Here is a 24,844-nt window from a genome sequence, read left to right on the forward strand (position 1 = left end):
GAGAACCACAATAACAAAATTAAAAATACGAAAACAACAAAAAAACGGCCACCTGATTGAGGTAACCGTTTTATGCGTCCATTCGCAATTTTATTGTATTAACTTATTTCTTATTTACGTATTTACGTAGCTGTTATCGGTTATTCGCCGTTGGACTGCAACTTTTGCAGTGACTGTTCAGCCAGCGCTGCCAGAAGATGTGCACCAAGCGGCAGCGCCCGTTCGTCCACATCGAATGCAGGATGATGCCATTCGTGCGGACCTGACGTGCCGAGGAAGAGGAACAGACCCGGGATCTCCTTTTGGTAAAAGGAAAAATCTTCGCCCGCCGGGGAAGGTATCGGTCGAATACTGTTCAACCCAATCTCGCTCGCGACCTGCTCCGCCGCAGCAGCCAATGACGCATCATTGACCACGGCAGGTGGTCCCTGAATCCAGCGTACAGTAGCCCGTGTCCCGTAGGCTGCTGCTACTCCAGCAACCACCTGGTTGAAACGCTCGCGAATCCGGGCACGAACCTTCTCGTCAAAGGTACGCACGGTGCCGTCCAAAATGGCTTCCTCCGGAATGACGTTCCAGGCGGTTCCGCTGTTAATTTTGGTAACACTGATCACGGCGCTCTCCTGTGCTCCTACATTACGACTCACGATGGCCTGTAATGCAGTCACAATATGAGATGCAACGACAATCGGATCAATGCCCGCTTCCGGTACTGCTGCATGGGTTCCGACACCCTCTACTTTGACCACAAAGCCATCCGCCGCTGCGAGCAGCGCTCCTTCACGGATACCTACCGTACCGACCTGCAGATCCGGTTTGTTATGCAAACCAAAAACAGCCTGAACTTCGGATAGCGCTCCGCTCTGAATAACCTGCCGTGCCCCCGTCGCCTTCTCCTCCGAAGGCTGGAAAATCAAACGAACCTTGCCCGGCAGCCGGGATTCACGCTGTTTCAACAATCGTGCAGCACCGATCAGAATGGCGGTGTGTGCATCATGACCGCAGGCGTGCATCCGGCCAGCGATTTGCGAGGCATACTCTAGCTTCGTTTCTTCCTGGATCGGCAGGGCATCAATATCTGCACGTAATGCCACTACCGGGCCATCGCCCTGGCCAATTTCAGCGATAAGGCCCGTTCGCAGCGAATACTCATCTGCAATCCGTACCCCTTCCTCCACCAACCAGCCCCGAATGGCTTCTGTCGTTTCCCGTTCCTCTCCGGATAATTCAGGATTACGATGCAAATGTCGCCGAATCGCGGTTAAGTGCTCTGCAAATTCTTCATCCTGCCCAACGGAAATTTCATGCTTGCGGCTCTGTTCTTCTTGCTCTGCCTGTTGCTCAGGCTGTTTCAGATCACTGCTCACGACATTGCCTCCTTGATCATCGTATGTGCCACGTAAGACGGATTAATATAATACACGGGTCACTTCGCTCAGCAGGTATGCTCTCTACCATGTATATGCCTAACTGATCACTGTTTGCGCAGGTGTCGACTCATTGGCGAATTGGCCCAGTCCCTGCTCATCCAGCGCCTCACGCAACAATTCAAATGAACGGATACGTTTGGCAAAATCACGTGTGGCAGTGGTAACAATCAGCTCATCCACGGCAAAATCCTGTTGGAACTTCGCCAGTGCCGGACCAACCGTTTCCTTCGTACCTCTGGTCACACTTGGCTCCAGAATCTCGATCCGATATTTCTCGTTCGACTGCCGCCCGAATTCTTCCGCCTGCTCCACGGAACCAACGGTTAATACTTTTCCATTCTCCAGATGGATCTTGACCAGCATATGTTCACTTGCCAGTCCTTCGGCTTCTTCCGTACTCTCTGCCACAATCAGTGATATAGCGAGGATGGCGTACGGCTCCCGCCCATGTGAGCGGTCGAACTGTTCCCGGTAAATACGCAAAGCCTCCAGAGCGACCTCCGTGTTGCTATTAATAAACAATGAAAATACATAAGGCAATCCCAGTTCTGCCGCCATACCTGCGCTATCGACACTTGCCCCGAGCACGTAGAGCTCCGCCGGGATTTCGGATACCGGTGCAGCGCTCAAACCTGCCAAAGGATGTGTTTCATCTTCATGCGGTTCATTATGGATGAACTGCTTCACCTGATTAATTTTATCCTTCAGTGAAGCGGCCTCCTGAATCCCTTGCTGTAGTGCCTGTGTAGAACGGGGCAATCCCCCCGGTGCACGTCCAATACCCAGATCAATTCTCCCCGGACCAAGCGCAGAGAGCACATTGAAATTCTCGGCCACTTTGTAGGGACTATAATGTTGCAGCATTACCCCGCCAGAACCGAGACGGATCCGCTCCGTATGCGCCAGCAAGTGGGAAATGAGCACTTCCGGTGAGGAGCCGGCAACATGGCCTGAATCATGATGTTCCGATACCCAGAAACGATGAAATCCAAGCTGTTCAGCCCGCTGTACCAATTCAATCGTATGCCGAAAAGCTTCAATCGGCGTCTCCCCTTCGTAGATCGGGGTTTGATCCAATATGCCAACACGAATACCCATCATATTCTCCTCCTTCGATCATGCCGAACCTGACTCTTTAATCCTTCCTTACTTCTTACTTCCTTAATGACGCTCTATAGCTGCCGCAGCAATTCCCCGAAAGGCTCTGCAAAAGGCGAATGTTCTTCTTTTAACGTTACGACGCTGATCTGCAACGATACACCTGCAACCTCGTGCACCTGAATGGGGAACAGTTCCTGCTCCCGGACTTCCTTTTGCACCGTTAACCCAGGAAGAAAAGCAATGCCTGCCCCCTGCATAACCAGTTTCTTCGCCGTTTCCGAATGATCGACATGATATGTAATATCCGGCGGATGTTCCAGCGAGTCAAAGGCCCGGTGAATACGCAGCCAGTCCAGTGAACCACATTCGAAAAAGACCAGTCTTTCATTCCGGATGGCTTCCATACTGACATGCCCACGTTCTATAAACGGATGTCCCTTGTAAACGTAAAGCTGAATGGGATCTTCATAAAAAGCAACCGTGCGGATCGCCGGGTGCATGACCTTGCGTACAAACGCCAGATCAATCTCTTGACTAAGCAGCTTGGCGACCAATTGATCTGTCGTTGCTGTCGTCAGCTTAATGCTGACCTCAGGATAAGCTTCCTTGATTTTGGGCAGAAAGTCTGGAATGACATAGTTGGATACGGATACCGTACTGCCGAGTCGCAGTGCATCGGGCGTCGTACGGCGTTGCTGGATCTTCTGTCTGCCCTTCTGAATCACTTGCAGCACCTGCTGGGCGTAGGGAAGGAATTTTCTCCCCTCTTCCGTGAGCACAATCTGTTTGCCCAGACGGTCAAACAATTTGCAGCCGAGTTCACGTTCAAGGGACTGAATACGAGCGGTGACAGAAGGTTGGGACAAAAAGAGTACCTCGGCAGCCTTATTGAAGCTTCCGTAATGATTGATGTATACAAATGCTTCAATATTCTCAATATTCATAAGCGCCCCCCGAATCCACGTCCGCAGACGTTATCTATATCTATTTATCCAATGAATTTACTTGGTTTTATGATATCGTAATACCATTCTTTTCCAGAGTCAATATCAATTCTTCCAGAGAACGATCCAATCGCGTAGTAATATCCGCTGAAAGCACATATTTTCCGTCATCGAGTCGATCAATTCCCTGATCAACCGCATATACTCCGCCAAGAATATGTCTGCCGCCAAGTGCTGCCAGAACAGGCTTCAATGCATAATCGATAGCGAGCAGATGGGCGATCGATCCCCCGATGACTAATGGAAGAGACAGCTTGCCCCGCAGTCCTTCCTGTGGAATCAGATCCAGGAACAGCTTAAGCACGCCTGAGTATGATGCCTTGTATACCGGCGTAGCCACGATGACTGCATCTGCGGCTTCAACAACAGCGAGAGCATCACGAATGAATGAGCTATCAAACTTGGCCTGCACCAGATCTTCCGCTGGCAGGTCGGCCACATGAATCACTTCAACGGTAATACCTGCCTCTCTTAATTTATTACTGCTGTAATCCGTAAGGCCTGTCAGACGCGAACGTTTGGAAGGTGATCCGGCAATAATAACGACATGTGACATCATGATTCCTCCTTGGAATAGCGGTCAAGCCGCTCCATTTACTTTGGGGTCCAGCCGATCGCGAATATCGTCTCCAATCAGATTAACCGCCAGCACAAACATGGTAATTGCAAGTCCCGGGAAGGTACAGATCCACCAGGCAACTGTCAGATAACCTCTCCCTTGCGAGAGCAGCGCTCCCCAATCCGGTATCTCTTTCAACACGCCAAGTCCGAGAAAGCTGAGCCCGGAGCCTGTCAGAATGGAGGTACCCACGCCCAGCGTCGCCATAACCAGCAACGGTGACAACGAATGAGGCAGTACATGCTTCCAGAAAATACGGGCATTGGAGCCCCCAAGTGAACGTGTAGCTGTAATAAAAGGCAAACCTTTAACGGACATGACCTGCCCACGCATCACCCGTGCATATCCCGGAATGGAGGATACCGCAACAGCCAGTGCAATGTTAAGCAGTCCAGGTCCCAACGCTGCCGCGACGGACAAGGCCAGTAACACGCCGGGAACGGCCATCAGAATATCGACGGCACGCATGGTGATTGTGTCCAAAACACCTCCTGTATAGCCGGCAATAATGCCAAGGGCACTGCCCACAATACCACCCACCAGCACCGAGGCAAATCCAATCAGCAGTGAATCCCTGCTGCCATGCACAACCACACTGAAGATATCCCTGCCAAAATAATCGGTCCCAAACAGGTGCGCAGCAGAGGGAGCCTGCAGGATGGCATCCGTCATCATCTGAGTAGGATCATAGGGAGCAATCCAGCCCGGCACGATCGCACAAGTGACGGTAAACACCACGACCAGCAAAGCTGCATAAAAGAATAAACGGGATACCGCGAATGAGACGCGGGGACGCAGGGGACGGCGACTCCACAGGCGTAAACGCCCTGTTCTGGCCGTCCAACCTTTTTTGTCACCCACCAATGGTTTCATGCTCATAAGACTCCTCCTTCCTCACTACGCGTTCAGATGTTTCAGACTGTTCCATCCGTCCTCACGTTCGGACTGCACGCCTAACTCTGGGATCAATGTACGCATAAGAGATATCCACCAGTAAATTCAACACTACATAGATAATCGCTGTGAAAAAGACTACTCCCTGCACGACAGGCAGGTCTTTGGCCATCAACGCATCCGCGATGATTCTGCCGATACCCTGTCTGGAAAAGACCGTCTCCACCACGACGGTTCCTGCAAGCAGATCACCAATCAACATGCCGATGACCGTCACCGCAGGAATCAGCGCATTACGCAAGGCATGACCGTACATAATGGTCCGCTGTGAAAGACCTTTTGCTCGCAATGCTACGATAAACGGTTCGTTCACCACTTCCAACATGCTGTTACGCACCATACGTACGATGAAACCCGCACCGACGAGGCCCAGTGTTGCAGCAGGAAGCACCAATGAACTGAAGCCGTCGGAACCCATCGCCGGGAACCAGCCGAGCTGGACCGAGAACAACAGGATCAACAGAATGCCGGTCCAGAAGGTCGGCATGGAGATGCCAAACAATCCAACGAGCCGGGCGATGAAATCAATCACGCCATTACGATGAATGGCAGACAGTACGCCGAGCGTAATGCCGATGGTAATGGCTATGATCGAGCTGAGCGCGGTCAGTGCCAGTGTGGCAGGGAAATGTTCCAGTATTTTGGGCAGTACCGGGTCGGAATTGATCATTGATTTGCCGAAATCCCCGCGCAGCATGTCTCCGAAATAGTTGGCAAACTGGATGTAAAACGGCTGATCCAGACCAAGCTGAACCCGCAGGTTCTGAATCATCTCGGGTGTTGCCGATGACGGGTCCAGCATGAGCAGGACCGGATCACCCGGCAGCAGATACATGATGCAGTACACCAGCACCGAAGCTCCGAAAATAACCAGAAGCGATGTAGCAAGTCTTGTCAGTATCGTTTGAACCATACCGGGTCGTCTCCTTCCTGTCTGCATAATTGACGGTACGTTTTATGGCTGAATCCGAACATCGTTAAAGAGCGGATACCCGAGCGAATCAAACTTGATGCCCTGCACCGATTTGGATGCAGCCACCGTATAAGGGAACACATAGATCGGTAGAATGACAGCCTGCTCGATCAGATATTGCTGGATCTGATTATAGATATCCACACGTTTATTCGAATCAGCCTCCACCGCTCCCTGTTCCAGCAGTTTATCGATCTTCGGATCGGATAGACCTGATAATGTCGGACGTTCACCTTCTGCACTTGTATGATAGAAAGCATAGAGTGCATTCGGATCAGAGTTGACCTGGCTGTTGCCATAGAGATCATAATCCCAGTTCTGATATACGACCGTCGCAACGTCCTTCGTAATTTCAACCTCAACAGCTATACCCACCTGCTTGAGCTGCTGCTGGATAATCGCAGCAATGTCGTTACGTTTCTCCCGGTTCGGCGAACCGTCCACATAATGCAGGGTCAGCTTCTTACCATCTTTTTCACGAATGCCATCTGCTCCCTTGACCCAGCCTTGCTCATCAAGCAGCTGGTTGGCCTTGTTGATATCCGGATTGATGCTTCCTTCCAGGGAGGCATCATAACCGAGAATTCCAGGAGACAGTGCAGACCACGCTCGTTCGTAATTGCCCAGATACAATGTCTTCACGATCGATTCCACATCTACAGCAGATTGCACCGCCTGTCTGACTTTTACATCATCCCAAGGTGCTTTGCGCAGATTGAAAAAGAGGGTATACGGCAAACCAACGGTATTGGCCTGCAGTAATTGCTGGTTCGGATCATTTTTCAACGCAGCAATATTTTGCGGCGGAACGGTCTCGGCGGCAAGTACCTGCTTACTCTGTACACTGCCGATGCGCGTTGCTTCTTCCGGTACAATTTTGAACGTAATTGTATCAATATGAGGGGCACCTTCATTTTCAACAGTTGCGGGAGCCCAGTTGTAATCCTTGTTCTTGGAGACAACGATATCCGCATTTTCATCCCATTTCACGAAGGTATACGGGCCAGTGCCCACCGGATTTTTACCCAGTTGATCGCCGTATTTCTTGGCAGCTGTAGGTGACACGATTCCTAACAGGGCCTGACTCAAGTTGCCGAGAAAGGCTTGCGAAGGCTGTTCCAGATTCACCTTGATCGTGTATTCATCAATGACCTCCGAGGAGCTATAAGGTCTAATCAGGGCAAGGGAATTGGCGGCTTTGGTGGTCGGATCGATCACCCGATCCAGATTGAACTTCACGGCTTCCGCGTTAAATGGTGTGCCATCATGGAACTTCACATCTTCACGCAGCTTGAACGTATAACTTTTGCCATCCTCCGATACACTCCACTCCTTGGCGAGCCAAGGTTTAATGGAACCATCCGGCAGCTGTACCACCAGATTGTCATAGATGGTTCGGATCGCACGTACGGTTACGGCAAGGCCACTTCGATGCGGGTCCAGCGTATCCGGCGATGTGGCGAGAGCATAGGTTAGATTCCCACCTTCTACTTGCCCCGCCTGCTCCCCACCGGAAGCCTGAACTTCACTGTTCGAGTTACCTGCTGCTCCGCAACCGGATAATACCAGCACCAATACTGCCGCCAATGCCATATATTTCATCCATGAGATAGACCTGTTCATATAGCTTCCCCCTCTGTGTATACAGGTGTCATTGATTCATTGAATTAATGATTTATTGAATTATTAATTTATTCAACAATATAACCTATCCGTTAACTTGGTTTTATAGCATCAATCGGCATCTTCCACTTATGCAATCCGAATATTTCATCCGGACGCCTCATTTCTAGACCGCTGCCGATTTCCCGCTTTCCATTTTCTTATGCCTCGGTTCCGACTTGCTCCCGGGCAGCTGTGTAACGATTCACCGGAATTTGCACACCGAGATTGCCACGCAATGTGTCATGCTCGTATTCGGTGCGATAGATGCCGCGCTCTTGCAGAATTGGAACAACCAGCTCCACGAAATCGGACAATCCACTTGGCAGTTCGGAATGAATTATGAATCCATCTGCTGCTTCGGCTTCGAACCATTCCTGAATCTTGTCAGCCACCTGCTCCGGTGTTCCAAGGAATTTGCTCTTCGGTGTTGCTGCCCGCAGGGCTACTTCACGCAGCGTCAATCCCTGCTCTTTGGCATCCCGCTTGATTTTGTCCGTACCACTGCGGAAGCTGTTGCTGCCAATGCCATTCAACTCAGGGAATGGTTCATCCAGCGGATATTGGGAGAAGTCATGATGCTCGAAGAAACGTCCCAGATAGTCCAGCGCTTTATCAATGGTGACCAGGCTGGAAATTTCCTGATATTTCTGTTCTGCTTCCTCTTCTGTCCGCCCAATGATTGGATTGATCCCTGGCAAAATGACAATATCCTGTGTGGAACGTCCATAGGTTGTTGCGCGGGTTTTGACATCCTTGTAGAAGGCTTGTGCATCCTCAATTGAATCATGTCCTGTGAAAACAGCATCCGCTTCTTTGGCAGCAAGGGTCTTGCCATCTTCTGAAGAACCTGCTTGGAAAATGACCGGCTGCCCCTGCCGTGAACGTGCAATGTTAAGTGGGCCCTGTACGGAGAAGAACTCTCCTTCATGATTGAGTGTGTGCAGCTTGGATGGATCGAAGAAAACGCCGCTCTCTTTGTCTCTCACAAAGGCATCGTCTTCCCATGAATCCCACAAGCCCTTGGTCACCTGCAAATATTCCGTTGCAATCCGGTAACGTTCCGGGTGGGTTGGATGGTTGCTTTTACTGTAGTTTTTGGCTGAACCTTCAAGAGGGGATGTAACCACGTTCCAACCAGCGCGGCCATTACTGATCAGATCAAGGGAACCGAACTGTCTGGCGACTGTGAATGGATCACTATACGAGGTGGAAAGTGTTCCAACCAGACCGATTCGTGACGTAATGGCGGCCAGGGCGGACAACAAACTGATTGGCTCAAATCGATTCAAGAAGTGAGGTATGGATTTCTCGGTAATATAAAGACCGTCAGCGATAAAAACGAGATCGAATTTGCCTTCTTCTGCCTTCAACGTCTGGCGTTTGTAAAATTCAAAATTCACACTGGCATCCGATTGAATCTCCGGGTGTCTCCAAGCAGTCATGCTGCCTCCGACACCGTGGACAATCGCTCCAAATTTCAAACTGCGCTGAGCCGTCATATACATTCCGCCTTCCTTGGATTAGGATATATCAAGAATTTTCTAAAGTCCGAACTGATTTGGATTACGAATGAAGAAACTCAAAAGTTAACTATTCCTATGAGTTTGGTCAGCTTTAATTTCACAAATCTTATCACTGCCCCGCACATCGGTCAACAGCGTCACTTATAGAACTTTTCTATATAAGGATTGGATATCTGAATAAGAGGATGGTTTATGGCCTTATAAAGTCCCCGACTGCTGCACACTGAGGTGACAGCCTTCAGCAGCCGGAAACTGCTTTATCAAGAGATCCGCCACGTCCGGTCAGACTGCTGCTTCATCAGGCTGGGCGAGAAGTTCCGCCAGTTTCTCCAGATCGGGCTCCAGCAATGCTTCATACTTGCCGTCTCCACCCACCTCAATGACAGGTACATGGCGAATGCCATATTTGGCTTCAAGCACGTCCCTCAGCACATCGTTGCCTTGCACCTCGATGTTCTCAAAAGGCTGATTGCGGGCCGTTAGAAATGCCTTAACCTCCCCGCAGAAATGACAGCCTGTTTTGCTCCAAAGCACTACTTTTTTCGATGTAGAAGACATCGGCATACCTCCTGATTGATTCATTGTGAGATCAGGGATGGATCACCACCCAGACCATTAATTCCTATCTGTTAAATAAGAATTATGGCTATAAATGTACTCCTCACCTCTTCAAGCGTCAATGGATCTGCCAATAGAATAAACCTATAAGAAGATAGAAAGATTAAATTTTAAATTTAAAAAGAGCAGTTGCAAGAGCTCCTTTAATCCCTAAACACATTCCTAAAGATCGCTAATCTTTCAATCGTTACATCTCATGATCCGTAATTTATGTAAAGTTCGGATGCGGAAAGATGTATAGCGTTATGATACGCTGTGCATCACATTCCGCATCATGCTGTCGAGCCGATTTACAAGGCAGCCGAACCCCGTCATTACAAATCTTCGTTCAAGAGCTGGGGGGGAGCAATAATGGGCCATCCTTCTTCGATCGTACGCATTTGGTTCGCAGATACATGAACAATATGGCCGGATTGCACGCCCCACCGTTCCGCAGCATAAGGGGTTGCAAACCTCCTGCGTTTACTGCCACTAATCTGGTACCATATATCCCGCTCATTCGTCGCGGCAATAATCATGCCTTCCTCCAGCGCATCGCGGTTGCTCTGAACCGGTTGAGCATGAACATGACTTTGTTCCAGGGACCAGCCCTGTACCTCACCCGCAGATATCAGTGGCTCACCTGCGGGTACGCCGAGCAGATCCGGTTTGGCAACCAGAACGGGAGAAATACCGCTTGGAACGGGGATGTTCAGCTTGCGACGCTGTCCACGCATCAGTCGATAAACATCGCCTTTAATATCAGAGATGAAACAGCCCTCCGGGTAAAAATCCGTACTGCGTCTCAGCTTATGCGTTACATCGCTGCTGCCATTGGTGGAAATGCGCTGTCGCAGGTCAGGGGAATCCGTCTTGCCTGGAGGCGTCTTGTTCTCCTGCTGACTGGTCGACACCTTGGCATGCAGCGAGAGCCGGGAAGTATCGGCAACCAGCGCATGGAGATCTCCCCATTTTTGAGTATAAAACTGTTCGTTATCCTTATTCACGACTACATAATCCTCTTCTCCCAGCGCCTTCATGCTTACACTTCCGTAGTGATGTATGAAGGCATCTCCGGCTACCCCCAGCCTGTATCCCGCCAGCTTCGCCCGGATGATCCAATCGTCATCTTCAAAATTGCCCACGGCGTAACCTTCATCGAGATAACCTACCCGCTCCAGCAATTCCCGTGAGAACAGCCAGCAAAATCCGACGAGCCTTTCGGTCTCCCGATGTTTCGTGGCATCCGGGCGATTATGTCGGGCAGCAAAAGACCACATGTCCGCCACTTCCCTGTACGGGACTTCAATCTGCTGATCTCCGCCGATGTAATTCGTAACCGGACCCACGACTCCCATTTCGGGATGACTGCCAAGACAGGTCATCATGTTTTCCAGCCAGCCCGGGGTGACCAGTGTATCGTTGTTCAGTACCACGATATGTCGGCCCCTCGCCATCATCAGTCCATGATTGACACCGCCGGCAAAACCACGATTCTTATCCAGCGCAGCGACCCTTACCATGCCACCTTTGCGAAGCATTGCTTCTGCCGTGCCATCCTTGGACGCATTATCCACAACAATAATTTCAAAGGGGGCCGGTGTATGCTTTTCAATACTGGACACACATTGCAGGACATATTCGCGCTGGTTATACGTTGGAATAATAATGCTTACCCCTTCGAATACCAGTCCGAATGAGCTTTCTCCCTGTCGCACGCCCTCATCATAGCCTCTATGGTAGCCCTGCTTATACAGTTTTGCGCTTTTGGCTGCCCGTTTACCTGTACCTTGGCGTCTAATCTTCCTTCCACTACGGCTTCGAGCTGAATGCAAAACAATGGTTTCTTCGGATGACGATGCTTTCCGCTGTTTTGAACGTCTGCCTGGTGTGCTCATGTTGCTTCCTCCATTTCCCCTCGTCTGGATGCACGTTACGATGAACTTCGCACCAGACCGTCCATTAGAGTTGAAGCTCTCCTGTAACTAATTTGTCAGCCAAATGTCCAAAATCTATGGCAACCCGCCCCAGCTCACCAGCGATTCGGCGGCACAGAATGACGGCCGGAATTCCCGCTGCTACAAGAGCGATATCGAACGAATGCTCCGCAGTCTGCTGCATCACCCTCGGGATATCCGCAACCCCCTCCACTGCACCTATGATGCCTGTGACATGAACGCCGCGGCCGTTCAACAACGCTCCGAGCTCAGCAGCTCGGGTTCCAATCAGCAGCACCCGGCGTCCCTGTACCACAGGCAACAACAGACCCGAATGATGCAGGCTGTAGTTAATCGTGGAACTGGTCAGATTCAGATGGGACCAGTCAATGCCGTAATGCCACAATACTGGAAATAACAGTCCCTGAAAAGTGGGCGCACGCGAGATGGGGACACCTATCCAATCGGCGCCGCGAATGGCTTCCGCGAGCTCAGCGCGGATGTCCGGGGTGGAGCGTGGCACCCCTGCATAAGGCAGAAACGGTGCCAGCTCACGCACTTGCTCGCCGGGCAGCACAGTATCAGCTGCCAGGGTCAACAGTTCGCCATCTCCGAGGCGAACGACGGACAGGGGGCGCTGCGCATCCAGCGCCCCCTGGATATGGACAGCCATTTCATGAGGGCTGGCCAGCCGGGTAAGGGTGGGCGCGTATTGGCGGAATCCCGCCTCGATCAGATCTGCCGCCACGGCAGGCAGAATATGATCAGGCGGGATGTGCTGCGCCACCAGCGCCTCCCCGCCCGCGAACACGCCGTCGCGGAAGCCCTCGGCGTAGCCGCTCTCGGGCGCTGATGCCCTTGCGCTGCCAGCATGCGCGGCAGCGCTTTTCCGCCCCGCGGGGGCGACACCACCGTGTCGGTGTGTCGCTTGCTGCGGTGCTGGCCCCGGCGCACGCTGCACAGCCGTGCGCTGTTTGGCGCGGGCGCCTGCGGCCCGCCCGCCCCGTGGCGCAGCATGCCCGCGGCCTGCAACTGCGCGCTTGCCCGTTTTGGCTCGCGCCCCTTTGCTGCCACGGCTCACGCCTGCACGCTCGCCAGCTTTCACGCGGGTGCCTGCACTGCCCCGCCCTCCACCTGTTTTTGCTCCCGTTTTGGCCCGTGCTCCTGCGCTCCCACCACGTCTTGCACCAGTGCGCCCGCTGGCTTTGCCTTTCGGTTCTGCAAGAAGCTTGCGCTCTATTCCTGCGAGTTCTACACCTCTCAGCTGCGTCCCCTTTTTTCCCCATTCGTGATCTGAACTCGCTTTGGGCTGCACCCCCACAGATACGTACCAGGAGACGGCATGACTGCCCAGTATCTTCTTCCTACCCAAGTCGCTGCGTTTTGCTACTCTCACGGCATTCCCTCCCTTGGCATGCACGAGGAGTGCCGCCGCTGCACAAAGCGCCGGAGCACTCTTCCGGCTCCGGCGCAGGTTGTTCTGCTCTCATGGGACCCCTCACAGCGACAGCATCAGGCGCATATATTTTAAGGCAGTTGGCCCTTCATGCGGATGGCTGCTTCCTGAAGCGATTGGAACGTCCCTGCATCACTCCAATATTTTTGCAAAATATCGTATTCCAGTCCTCCAGCCGCTGCATAATGATTGTTTACATCCGTAATTTCGAGTTCGCCGCGTGCAGAAGGTGCAATGTTTTGAATAAGGTTAAATACATGGTCGTCATACATATATATGCCAGTAACACAATAAGAGGTCTTGGGATCACTCGGTTTTTCCTCAATGTATGCGATTCGTTCCGGATGCTTCGGATCAAACACCGGCACCCCATACCGCCTTGCATCGTCCACTTCTTTAAGCAAGACACGAGCTGTACCCGCAGGTTGTTGCAAATACCGATCCACATAAGGCTTCAAATCGTCGCTAAACAGATTGTCACCCAGCAGCACAACAAATTTCTCTCCAGGAAGGATAAACGACGTCGCCAGATCCAATGCTTCGGCAATCCCGCCCGCCTTTTCCTGAATCCGATACGTCAGCTTGACGCCATGATCTGCTCCACCACCCAAATACTCCGTGTATAACCCAGCGGAATGTTTGTTGATCACTATCAATATCTCTTCAATGCCTGCCTGGCGGAGTCTGTCGATGCCATACATAATCATCGGATGCTTGCCGACTGGAATCAGATGCTTGTTAATCAGCCGGGTCAGAGGATACAGTCGTGTTCCTGTTCCGCCAGCAAGAATTACACCTTTCATTCCACTATCCCTCCTTCATCGGATGTCTCAATATATTTAAGGGGATCGACATGCCATTTGTTGATAAAAATGGATCGATTGCGCTCAAGCAACTGTTTCCATGCTACAGGATCGGTCTTCAGGAAACTCGCGCTGCCGCGATGATGTACCAGGACATCCCCGCAGACCAGCAAACGATACCCTTTCTGGCAGGCCCTGTAGCAATAATCGTCATCTTCATAGTGTCCCGGCGAATAGACTTCGTCAAGCACACCAATGTCCTCCATCACACTTCGCCGCATGAGCATGCATAAGCCGACAATCCGTCTGACTTCCTTCCATCTGGAAGAGTCGGCTATATTGTTGGCAGCAGCCAATTCCTGAAAATGTGCCATGTCCCGGAAGTCAAGCTCCACCTGCTGGATGCCACTTGCATAGTTGGTCACCGGACCTGTAATGCCAATGTTTACATCACTGTAGAGGGCTCCCCGCAGATTTTCGAGCCAGCGGGAGGTGACCGTAACATCATTATTCAGCAGCAACAGCTCATCACCACAGGCTGCACGGAGTCCAGCATTGCAAGCAGCCGGGAAACCCCGATTGTCCGGTAACCGGACAAAACGAATTCGTTCCCGGGCACAATACGCTGCCGTTCCATCAACCGAACCATTATCCACAACGATGATTTCATATGACGTATGAGGAGCGGTATATTTTCGAATGGCATCGATACATGGCTTCAGCAGTTCCAATCCGTTGTACGTCGGAATAATAATACTCGTCAGTGTCATCTGGCGTTCCTCCTGTAGGCCACTTCGGCACGGGAAATGGATCGGGCTTGTGACTTGTTGCCGCCCATATCCAGCCAAGTTGCAATTGCCTCCAGATGGTCGCCAATGATTAATCGGGCAACTTCGTTGCCGCTGCCCATATTGGTAGAACGCAGACGATTGGAACGAATGACATCCACCTGACTGGGCGCAGTCACTTTTAATCCGTGCTGAATGGCCAGACTTTGCGCCTTTGGAGGAACAGCCAGCGCCTCCGGTTTTACGATCTGGATCATGTGACGCGAGAGGGCATGAGGGACAGCCGTCAACGAATTGGAAGCCAGATCCGAACGGTTAAGCACACGGTTGAGATATGCTTTGATCCGGCTCACTTCATCCTGGCGGGCAAATGGAGGCAAAAGGGATGAAAGATTGTTCAGCGCTACATCATCTCCCCGGTCGACCGCATACAGAAACGGGGCGAGTTGCTCTGCCGGGACAACCATATCCCCATCCACAAAGAGAAGGGTCTCCGCCTCTGTCATCTTGGCCCCCAAAGCGCGGCCTACATCATGTCCCGCCCGGTCAGGTTCATATACCAGCGTGATACCAGGCTGTTCAAGCACCTGTGTCAGACTGTTGTCCGTTGTTCCATTCAATACCACAACGATATCTGTCAGCGGTAACCGTTTCAGTTGTACAAGCACTTGCCCCAGCGTGAGTTCCTCATTACAGGCACAGACGACTGCAGCGGCAGGTTTATTAAGGGCAAGTGGAATGATATTCAATGAACGCCCCGCAGCGTGAGCATAACCCTCCATGAATGCTTTCCCTGCATGCATTGCAGCAGAATAGCCCCTTAACTGCGCTGAGATCGCAGCCTCATGTACCTGCCATGTTGAACGTGCATATTGTTCAATCGATTGTTCATTTTCCAACGCCTTGCGTCCTGCTCGTTGACCTGCACTGAATGCTTCCTGCAATACGGACTTGTTTGCTGCTGACCTGCTCACTGCTGAACTCTTTAGCGGCGATTTTGTCAGGTTTTTCCTGCCCATGGTTCTGGTTCTGTTTCTTGTGGTTCGTCTGCCTGCTGTCCGTTGACGACGGACACCCCCTGAACGCTCCTTCATTTCCTCACCTCCAGCATGTTGCATCTTTTGACGAGGTTTTTTTCTTGTTTTAGGCAACATGCTCACCTCGTCAGGCTACGAACACGCTGCAGATCGGAATGTCCTCCGCGTGGGCCAAGCGTATCGGTTATCCACCTGATTGCTGTCAGATGATCATTCCACACCACTTGACTGAGCGGGTCAGGTCCGCTTCGTTTCTTGACTCGAACTGCATTCATTTTGCCTACAGGCACATGATGAACGGCACGCACCTTCAACCCGCTGGTAATCGCCTTTGCATGTGCCAACGGTGGAATCTCCAGTGTGTCCGTACCAATCACTTCAAGTGCTTTGCGACTTAATGCATGTGGAATGGCTGTCATGGAAGCCCCTTGCAGATCAGGTCTGGCGAGCATGCTGTTCAGCGCATGTTTGGCCTCTACCACAGGGTGAACAGGGATACGCGCCACCGGCCCGTTATAATCATTAAGTGCCACATCCATTCCCTCCAGAATCGCTCTCACATAAGGCGCGAGATGTTCTGCCGGAATTGGAATGTCTGCATCCGTGAACAACAGCACCCTGCCACGAGCTGCCGCTGCCCCGATTCTTCTTCCTCCATCATGTCCCAAAGCCTCGGCATAACGAAGCACCTGTGCTCCCGCCCGTTTTGCCGCTGCTGCTGTGCCGTCCGTTGAACCATTCACAATAACAAGCACTTCAGCATCACGGCATATCCGCAGCGCCTGACGGACGACTGCACCAATGGTTCGCTCTTCATTCATGGCAGGTATAATGACCGAAAGCAGTGGTTTATGCGAGTTCGTCGAATCCTGTGCAAGTGTCTCGCTCATCGCATGCTCAGCTCCGAATGCTGGCAATTCTGTTTGCTCCACGGGTGGAATTACGTACTTGTAGGCCTTTGTACCCTTTTTGTAAGCAGATTTCAAACGACGCTTCTTTAATTGCGCTTTTCTTTGTGCCAGATTTGATTTGGCTGCAACAAAAGCTGTATTGCCGCGTTTTTGCAACACAGTCACCTCCCGGGTGTACATCATCTGCATGCAAAGGGAGTACACGTTATTCTATGTATTCATGGAGCAGTGGAAACGGCGTATGTCCTTGACCCGAGCAGGTTCTGTCTGCCACCAGGTTCAGTCAATCCATTTATTTAGACAAGATTCGTCAAATTATACGAAATATGCTACGGCTCCCCTACTTCAGACACAATTTCAAAAAAAATTTAAAATTGCATCTTTTCCAAACTTTTACATTGTGATAATATACGTTGCAAGCAGTGGATTGACAAAAAAATCCTAACAAGGAACACACGTTCCTTTTTAATCCTTTTTTATTTCTGTTAATTGACCTTAGGTTAATTATGCATGCAGGATGATACAGGAGACTGTTTTTGCTTTGTTACATGTACCTTGAGAGGAGTGATGCCGTTCAATACGTAATTCAGGTTTGGTTATGTGAACCCGGAACGAACACCCCGGCTCCGTAAGAACATCTTCTGCTTCGCAAGTGGACAAGACCCCTGGCTTCTGAAAGAGGAACCACAATGAACGATTAAGCCTCATGGCTGAACCGAATAAACGGTACTCCTTTTACATGCCCAACCACAGGCCTACAGGCTCTGCCGACTTTGTTCTTTATCGTTTCTTGTCATATTCCACGTTTCAGATTCAGCCTCACACTCCGCGCTGCCCAAGTTGCAGACGGAACTCCAACCGAGATTGGCATAATCATGTATTTTCCAAAAAAATCATATTAAGAATGGGAGAGTTTACTATGAAATTTGCTAAAGTTATGCCAACAATTCTTGGAGGAGCTCTTTTGCTCGCTTCCGTATCTTCTGCTGCTGCAGCTCCATTGTCTGATCAGTCCATTCCATTACAGGCCCCTTATGCCTCTGAGGAGGGTATCCAGTTGAACAGCGGCTCTGACGAAACGATCTTCAATTTCCTCGGACAACAGGAACAGTTCCTGAATTCCGACGTGAAATCCCAACTCAAAATTATTAAAAGAACTACGGACACCTCTGGTGTACGACACTTCCGCCTGAAACAGTACATTAAAGGAATTCCAGTCTACGGTGCCGAGCAAACGATCCACTTAGACAAAACAGGCCAGGTTTCATCCGCACTTGGAGATCTCCCACCGGTTGAAGAACAAGCCATCCCTAATGACGGTATCGCTGAAATTAGCACAGAAGATGCGATCAAGATTGCATCAGAAGAAGCCACTTCACGTGTTGGAGAGCTTGGCGAACCACAGAAAACCCCTGAAGCCGAGTTGAACATTTACCACAATGAAGAGGACAACCAAACCTACCTTGTTTACATTACCGAAGTCAATGTGCTTGAACCAGCCCCATTGCGCACCAAATATTTCGTGAATGCCGTTGACGGCAGTATCGTATCTCAATATGACATCATCAACTTCGCAACAGGAACAGGTACAGGTGTACTTGGTGATACCAAAACCCTTACAACCACCCAATCCGGCAGTGCCTTCCAACTGAAAGATACCACTCGCGGCAAAGGGATTGAAACTTACACCGCAAGCAATCGTTCCACCATTCCAGGTACTCTACTGACGGATTCCGACAATGTATGGACCGATCGTGCCGGAGTAGATGCCCATGCCTATGCTGCTGCCACGTATGATTTCTACAAAAACAAATTCAACCGTAACGGTCTGGATGGGAACGGTTTGTTGATTAAATCCACGGTACATTACGGTTCCAACTACAATAACGCCTTCTGGAACGGGGTACAGATTGTATTTGGTGATGGAGACGGTACAACCTTCACTTCCCTGTCCGGTGATCTGGACGTAGTTGGTCACGAATTGACTCACGGTGTTATTGAAAACACAGCCAACCTCGAATACCGCAATGAGCCAGGCGCATTGAACGAAGCCTTCGCAGACATCTTCGGCAACACCATCCAAAGCAAAAACTGGTTGATCGGTGATGATATTTACACACCTAACATTGCAGGTGATGCACTGCGCTCCCTGTCCAACCCTACATTGTATGGACAACCTGACAAATACAGTGACCGTTACACTGGAACAGCAGACAACGGCGGCGTTCATACCAACAGTGGTATTATCAACAAAGCGTACTATCTTGCAGTTCAAGGCGGCACGCACAACGGTGTGACTGTAACTGGAATTGGACGCGATAAAGCCATTCAAATCTTCTACAGCACACTCGTGAATTATCTGACGCCAACATCCAAATTTGCTGCGGCAAAAACAGCTACCATCCAAGCAGCCAAAGATCTGTACGGTGCAACTTCCGCTGAGGTTACTGCGATTACCAAAGCTTATCAAGCTGTAGGATTGTAAGAATCCATTTGTTGTTGAACTCATATTATTTCGTTCAGGCACCCCTCATCGTCCGAACGGTCTAGCTTATATATGAAAAAAAGCGGTGTCCCGGACATATCCGGGAACCGCTTTTGTCTATTTAATCATTCGTCTACAGTTATCTTGAATGAAGACACATGATCCCCCACTCTTATACGGAAGGCCCTGCGGCAATCCATGACAACAATCCGTAGGTGTGTGTGGAGCCCACAGTACGTGACACTTCCAGTACGGCTTCATCTTCACTCTGGGAGAGGAGCGACACCTGGAATCCCCGATCATTACACATGGCTACAATCACATAATGCTCCGATATAAACGACTCCTCAAAGGCTACCGTTACTTCCACACACTGTTCATCCCCAGGCAATATAAAGGCCTCCATACCGAACTGCTGTACCACAGGCTGTCGGCTGACACTCCGTACAGGCTGGAATGCCAGATGTTTGGCCTCAACGGCTCCGGATTGCAGCTGATTGCTGCCCACCGCCTCATCACACAAATGTTCCTGCGTAACCGATTGTTCCTTCAATATAAACTCAGTAGTTCCAACGTTCTCTTGTAATAATTCAAGCTGTGGCTGCTGAGCCTGAGTCACATCATCTGTCGTCAATGAATCTGACAAAAATTCTCCCGAATGGTCAGCTTGGGATGTCTGCTCTTGTTGTTCCTCCAGATTGGCAATCGGTAGTTCCTCGACGAATTCCGGATGGGATAGCTGTACAGCCTCACTCTCTGCCTGAAACAAAGTCTCTTGTCTTTTGATAGCTGCCAGCTGCTCCAGGGTTTCTCCACTGAACTGACGAATCGCGTTCCATATCTCTTCACTCAAATGCGCCGGACCTACAATTCCCGCATTCAAGTGATCGGATGTAATACTTTGTTCACTCAGTTTGCTGCCATCGATGGCGCGGTCAGCAATATGCCCGGATGTTATCGCGCCGGCGGCCAATTTGCTACCGTTTACACTGCCGTCGGCCAGTTTAGCACTCGTTACGGACCCATTTTGCAGATGGACCCCGCTTACTGCTTCCTCTTCCAGATGGGTTGTGCGAATACTGCGTTCTTGAATATGATCAGCAAGGATCGTTCCATCCTGGATATGCCGAGATTGCACACTTTGGTCTGCCATGTGGATAGCCGATACCGCACCTTCAAGCAACTTGCTGCCATTTACACTGCCGTCAGCCAGTTTGGCACTTGTTATGGAACCATTGTGCAGGTGAATCGCACTTACCGATTCCGCTTTGAGGTGGGAGATCCCAATGCTGCGTTCTTGAATATGGTCGGCATGAATCGCTCTCTCTTGGATATGACGGGGTTGCACACTTCCATTAGCAATATGGACCTCCGACACCGCATCTTCAAGCAATTTGCTGCCGCTCACACTGCCATCGGCCAGTTTGGCACTCGTTACAGACCCATTTTGCAGATGAACCGCACTTATTGCTTCCTCTTCCAGATGAGACGTGCCTATGCTGTGCTCCTGAATATGGTCAGCAAGGATCGCCCCTTCCTGGATATGGCGGGACTGCACACTTTCCGATACGATATGAATCCCCGATACCGCATCTTCTAGCAATTTGCTGCCGTTTATGCAGCCATCAGCCAGTTTGGCACTCGTTACGGACCCATTCTGCAGATGAACCGCACTTACTGCTTCCTCTTCCAGATGGGATGTACCTATGATCCGCTCCTGAATATGACCCGCATGAATGGCACCTGCCTGAATATGCCCGGATTGCACACTTTCCGATGCGATATGAATCCCCGACACCGTGCCTTCGAGTAACTTGCTGCCGTTTATACTGCCGTCCGCCAGTTTGGCACTCGTAACAGATCCATTTTGCAAATGGATTGCACTTACCGACTCCTCTTCCAAATGAACTGTGCCAATGCTGCGCTCTTGAATATGATCAGCAAAGATTGCCCCCTCCTGAATATGACGGGATTGCACACTTTCGTCTGCAATGTGAATATCCGATACCGCCGCTTCAAGCAACTTGCTGCTGTTTACACTGCCGTCAGCCAACTTGGCACTTGTTACAGATCCATTTTGGAGATGAATCGCACTTACTGCTTCCTCTTCCAAGTGAAATGTACCTATGCTCCGCTCCTGAATATGGTCAGCAAGGATCGCTCCTTCCTGGATATGGCGGGACTGCACACTTTCGGACGCGATATGAATCCCCGACACCGCATCTTCGAGCAACTTGCTGCCGTTTACACTGTCGTCGGCCAGTTTCCCACTCGTTACGGACCCATTCTGCAAATGAATCGCACTTACTGCTTCCTCTTCCAGATGGGATGTGCCAATGCTTCGCTCCTGAATATGGTCAGCATGGATGGACCCTGCCTGAATATGCACGGATTGCACGCTTTCGGATGCGATATGGATCCCCGATACCGTAGCTTCGAGCAGTTTGCTGCCGTTTATACTGCCTTCCGCCAGTTTGTCACCCGTTACAGATCCATTTTGCAAATGAACCGTACTTACTGACTCCTCATCCAGATGAATTGAGCCAATGCTGCACTCTTGAATATGATCAGCAAGGATTGCTCCTTCTTGGATATGGTGGGTTTGAACACTTTCGTCTGCTATGTGGGTAGCCGATACTGCCCCTGCGGCTAATTTGCTGCCATCCACACTACCACTCGCCAGTTTGGAGCGTGTTACAGATTCATCCTGTAATATAATCGTACTTACCGCTTCTTCTTCCAGATGAGACGTTCCGATGCTGCGTTCATGGATATGATGAGGAAGAATCTCACCATCTTGAATATGACGGGAATGTACAGCTCCTTGCTGGAGGTGAACCGCACTTGTCGACTCTGCCTGAAGATGCAAACCACTGATCAAACCTGGCTGAAGATGAGCCGCTGTAATGGATAAAGGTGCCAGATGGTCTGTTTCGACAGATCCAGGTGCCAAGTGATGGGATGTGACTACCTGTTCAGCAATATGCTCCTCATGAATGATGTCTGCCTTCAGATGCTGTGAATTCACTACATGAGCTCCCAGATGGTCAGACTTCACGCTTCCTTCAGCCAGATGGACGGATTGTACAACGGATGGCTTCAAGTGCTCGCTACCTACAGCCTCCTGTTGTAATTTTGTCCCGGATACCGAGTCTGCTGTCAAATGGTCCGCAGTTACGGACCCATGCCGCAGTTTGTTGCCCCTAATACTCCCATCAGCGAATAATTCCGGTGAACGTACTTCCTCCGACAAATGTTCCAGTGAAACGGCATGCTGCTTCAGGTGATAACCGCGAATGGTTCCTGTTGGAATATGCTTGGCGTTAATGCTTTCTGCCATAATTTTGGAAGAAGTCACGCTGCCGTCTGCCAGTTTGGCTGACGTGACAGCAAAATCCGCCAGTTTATCCGTCGCAACACTCTCTGGTGAGAGCTTGGGGGAGGTAATCGCATGATCTGTCAGATGAGGCGGAAAAATGGACCCGCCAGCCATCTGGGCTGAAGTTACACTACCAGGGGCCAATTTGTCTGTTGTGACCGCCGCCCGTGCAATAGCATCCGTTTCAACACTGCCCGGCTGTAGATGAGGTACACCTACGGCATGTTCTGTCAGGTGCTCCGATTTCACTGCATAAGGCCTTAGGGCCTCGGAACCCACGCTGCCTGGAGCCAGATGTGTACCTGTGACTCCACCACTCGCAAGATGCGAGGATACGACACTTCCCGGGGCAAGCGCTCTGCTGCTAACTGAAGCCGTTCCAAGTTTTTCTGTTGTCACACTTTCATCCGCGAGCTTGGCGTCTGTAACTGCAGCATCCTGCAATTCATACGTACCTACAGCTGACTCTGCCAGATGCCGCTCAGATACCACGCCATCTGCGAGAGCATCTCCGGACACACTTCCGGTAGACAGATGAGTTGCCTCGATGCTTCCACTTGCAATGTGAATGGAGTGAATTGCGGAATTGTCCACATGTATCGGCGTGATTCCCCGATTCGCAATGTGTTCCCCACGAATGGACCCTTTTGCAAGATGTTTGCCCTGTACAGCTTCATCCGCAATTTTGGAAGAAATGACGCTCTGATCAGAAATCTTGGAGGCCGTAATCGACTGTTCCAGCAATTTTGCTGTTCCAACCGACTGGTCTGCCAGTTTGCTACTGGTTACGGCCCCGTCCGTCAAATGTTCACTGCCCACTACTCCATTGCCAATCTGCTCCTTGCCAACTGCATAAGCGCGAATCTGGCTTGAACCGATTGAACCGTCCAGCAGATGTCTTCCGCTTAGCGAACCCTCAGCTAAATGTCTTGTTTGTATGGATCCATCCTCGATCTGGTCACTTCCAATACTACCAATAGATAGTTGTGAACGACCGACAGCCCCATCTGCCAGATGTGTCTGTTTAACAGCACGTGCCTGAATATGGTGAGACTCGATGGATTGTTCTTCAATTTTGCTGCCTGTGACAGCACCTTCACGAATTTTGGATGTAGTCACCGCATCATCAGCCAGTTTGGAGGTATGCACAGCTCCTCCGGTGAGATGCCTTGTATCCACGGCGCTAATCGCGATCTTGTCTCCGGTTACGGCATGATTCTTGATTAATTCTTCCGTAACCAGCATACGGCTGAGATGTCTTGTGCCGATGGAACCGTCGGCAATTTTGGCAGAATCGATTACCTGGTTGCCAAGCTTCTGGGAAGTAATGCTGCCATCTCTGATTTTTTCACCGGCAATAGAAGCATTTCGTATTTTGTGACCGGACACGGAGCCGTCAATCAGGTGCTCCTCGGATACAGACGCTTCCGCAAGTTTTGCAGAAACAATTGCCCCGTCTGCAATGTGAATGCTGGTCACCGCATAATCCTGCAATGCTTCACTGCCGACCGCATCCGGTTTCAGCTTGGAGGCATCCACAGAGAAGGGAGCCAGTTTGCTCTCTGTAACAGCAAATTCACTCAAGTCATCCGTGTAGATATAGTGTCCGGTATGACCCGGCATCTGGTTCTGGTTCAGGATCTGCAGCCGATCCCTGCTTGCCGTTTCCTGCTTGTAGACGCCCTGCTCTTCTTCCAGAACCAGCGGAGCCACGCTGCTGACCTGAATCTGCTTTTCCGGGCTATCTGGCTTCTCGACGACTTCCTCGCTATCAGACTCTACGGGTTCCGATTCGGTGGTTTTGACTACGATCTCTAAGTCTTCCAGCTCGTTCATTGTAGCAGGTAGCTCCGTTGAATCGGATAGGAATTCTTCTGATGCCTGAATGGCCCTCGAATTCCGTTTATTTGTATTCAAGCGTTCTTCCCTATTCGAAGTGAAACCTGAGCTCATTGTGTCTGACCGTCGATTGGTCAGATCCAGTTCCTTAAATTTTGGACTCACTTGCCGCAGTTTCGGCGTAGGAACCTTCTTATTGCCTTTTTTACTCATGCAGCTAGCTCCTTCCTCTAACGTTCGTCTCCGGCATCATATGCTTCGATATAGGCATCTGCCACTTCAAATCGCGACTTTTGCCGATAACATTGGATGAATGTAGGAGTCAACATGCGAGTGATATACC

The 24,844-nt window shown here is 50.6% G+C and carries 17 protein-coding genes; 1 reads left to right on the forward strand and 16 read right to left on the reverse strand.

The annotated features are described in order from the left end of the window. Positions 1-140: 140 nt before the first annotated feature. The 15 genes from ACFVQB_RS25475 to ACFVQB_RS25545 all read right to left on the reverse strand — a co-directional run bounded on the left by ACFVQB_RS25475 (position 141) and on the right by ACFVQB_RS25545 (position 16,957). The gene (locus ACFVQB_RS25475) at positions 141-1,301 is read right to left on the reverse strand and encodes an amidohydrolase (RefSeq protein WP_379446874.1); all 1,161 of its coding nucleotides are present in this window, start codon (positions 1,299-1,301) and stop codon (positions 141-143) included. A gap of 165 nt (positions 1,302-1,466) precedes the next feature. Then, a complete protein-coding gene (locus tag ACFVQB_RS25480) occupies positions 1,467-2,528 on the reverse strand; it encodes an LLM class flavin-dependent oxidoreductase (RefSeq protein ID WP_379446875.1) in 1,062 nt (353 codons plus the stop codon). Positions 2,529-2,602: 74 nt separating this feature from the next. Next, on the reverse strand, positions 2,603-3,475 hold the full coding sequence (locus ACFVQB_RS25485; RefSeq protein ID WP_024632592.1) for a LysR family transcriptional regulator: 873 nt from the start codon (positions 3,473-3,475) through the stop codon (positions 2,603-2,605). A 67-nt stretch (positions 3,476-3,542) separates the two neighbouring features. Next, positions 3,543-4,091: an NADPH-dependent FMN reductase gene (gene ssuE, locus ACFVQB_RS25490; protein ID WP_379446876.1), complete on the reverse strand. Its 549-nt coding sequence runs from the start codon at positions 4,089-4,091 to the stop codon at positions 3,543-3,545. Between the two features lie 24 nt (positions 4,092-4,115). Next, positions 4,116-5,033 carry an ABC transporter permease gene (locus tag ACFVQB_RS25495; RefSeq protein ID WP_379446534.1) on the reverse strand — a complete coding sequence of 306 codons (918 nt, stop codon included), beginning with the start codon at positions 5,031-5,033 and terminating at the stop codon, positions 4,116-4,118. A gap of 55 nt (positions 5,034-5,088) precedes the next feature. Next, positions 5,089-6,021: an ABC transporter permease gene (locus tag ACFVQB_RS25500; protein WP_090904473.1), complete on the reverse strand. Its 933-nt coding sequence runs from the start codon at positions 6,019-6,021 to the stop codon at positions 5,089-5,091. A 42-nt stretch (positions 6,022-6,063) separates the two neighbouring features. Continuing rightward, positions 6,064-7,704 (reverse strand): ABC transporter substrate-binding protein, encoded by a 1,641-nt coding sequence (locus ACFVQB_RS25505; protein ID WP_379446551.1) that lies wholly within the window; start codon positions 7,702-7,704, stop codon positions 6,064-6,066. A gap of 200 nt (positions 7,705-7,904) precedes the next feature. Next, positions 7,905-9,245 carry an LLM class flavin-dependent oxidoreductase gene (locus ACFVQB_RS25510; RefSeq protein WP_379446877.1) on the reverse strand — a complete coding sequence of 447 codons (1,341 nt, stop codon included), beginning with the start codon at positions 9,243-9,245 and terminating at the stop codon, positions 7,905-7,907. Positions 9,246-9,551: 306 nt separating this feature from the next. Further along, on the reverse strand, positions 9,552-9,827 hold the full coding sequence (locus tag ACFVQB_RS25515; RefSeq protein ID WP_063566643.1) for a glutaredoxin family protein: 276 nt from the start codon (positions 9,825-9,827) through the stop codon (positions 9,552-9,554). Between the two features lie 374 nt (positions 9,828-10,201). Further along, positions 10,202-11,764 (reverse strand): glycosyltransferase family 2 protein, encoded by a 1,563-nt coding sequence (locus ACFVQB_RS25520; protein WP_379446557.1) that lies wholly within the window; start codon positions 11,762-11,764, stop codon positions 10,202-10,204. 64 nt (positions 11,765-11,828) lie between these two features. After that, a complete protein-coding gene (locus ACFVQB_RS25525) occupies positions 11,829-12,590 on the reverse strand; it encodes a GT-D fold domain-containing protein (RefSeq protein ID WP_379446577.1) in 762 nt (253 codons plus the stop codon). 740 nt (positions 12,591-13,330) lie between these two features. Beyond that, positions 13,331-14,062 (reverse strand): sugar phosphate nucleotidyltransferase, encoded by a 732-nt coding sequence (locus tag ACFVQB_RS25530; RefSeq protein ID WP_113055958.1) that lies wholly within the window; start codon positions 14,060-14,062, stop codon positions 13,331-13,333. Further along, complete coding sequence (locus tag ACFVQB_RS25535) at positions 14,059-14,832, reverse strand: glycosyltransferase family 2 protein (RefSeq protein WP_379446607.1); 774 nt, start codon at positions 14,830-14,832, stop codon at positions 14,059-14,061. The genes ACFVQB_RS25530 and ACFVQB_RS25535 overlap by 4 nt, the downstream gene beginning before the upstream one ends. After that, positions 14,829-15,944, reverse strand: coding sequence for a glycosyltransferase family A protein (locus ACFVQB_RS25540; RefSeq protein ID WP_379446622.1), 1,116 nt, complete (start codon positions 15,942-15,944; stop codon positions 14,829-14,831). Before ACFVQB_RS25540 ends, ACFVQB_RS25535 begins: the two co-directional genes overlap by 4 nt. 62 nt (positions 15,945-16,006) lie before the next feature. Beyond that, on the reverse strand, positions 16,007-16,957 hold the full coding sequence (locus ACFVQB_RS25545; protein ID WP_379446644.1) for a glycosyltransferase family 2 protein: 951 nt from the start codon (positions 16,955-16,957) through the stop codon (positions 16,007-16,009). 760 nt (positions 16,958-17,717) lie between these two features. Between ACFVQB_RS25545 and ACFVQB_RS25550 the strand changes: the two genes are divergently transcribed. Then, positions 17,718-19,283 (forward strand): M4 family metallopeptidase, encoded by a 1,566-nt coding sequence (locus ACFVQB_RS25550; protein ID WP_379446648.1) that lies wholly within the window; start codon positions 17,718-17,720, stop codon positions 19,281-19,283. Between the two features lie 172 nt (positions 19,284-19,455). On the opposite strand, the gene ACFVQB_RS25555 is transcribed toward ACFVQB_RS25550, so the two are convergent. Continuing rightward, positions 19,456-24,714 carry a WIAG-tail domain gene (locus ACFVQB_RS25555; RefSeq protein ID WP_379446658.1) on the reverse strand — a complete coding sequence of 1,753 codons (5,259 nt, stop codon included), beginning with the start codon at positions 24,712-24,714 and terminating at the stop codon, positions 19,456-19,458. Positions 24,715-24,844 lie beyond the last annotated feature (130 nt).

This window comes from Paenibacillus sp. NPDC057886, assembly GCF_042796655.1.
Taxonomy (GTDB): domain Bacteria; phylum Bacillota; class Bacilli; order Paenibacillales; family Paenibacillaceae; genus Paenibacillus.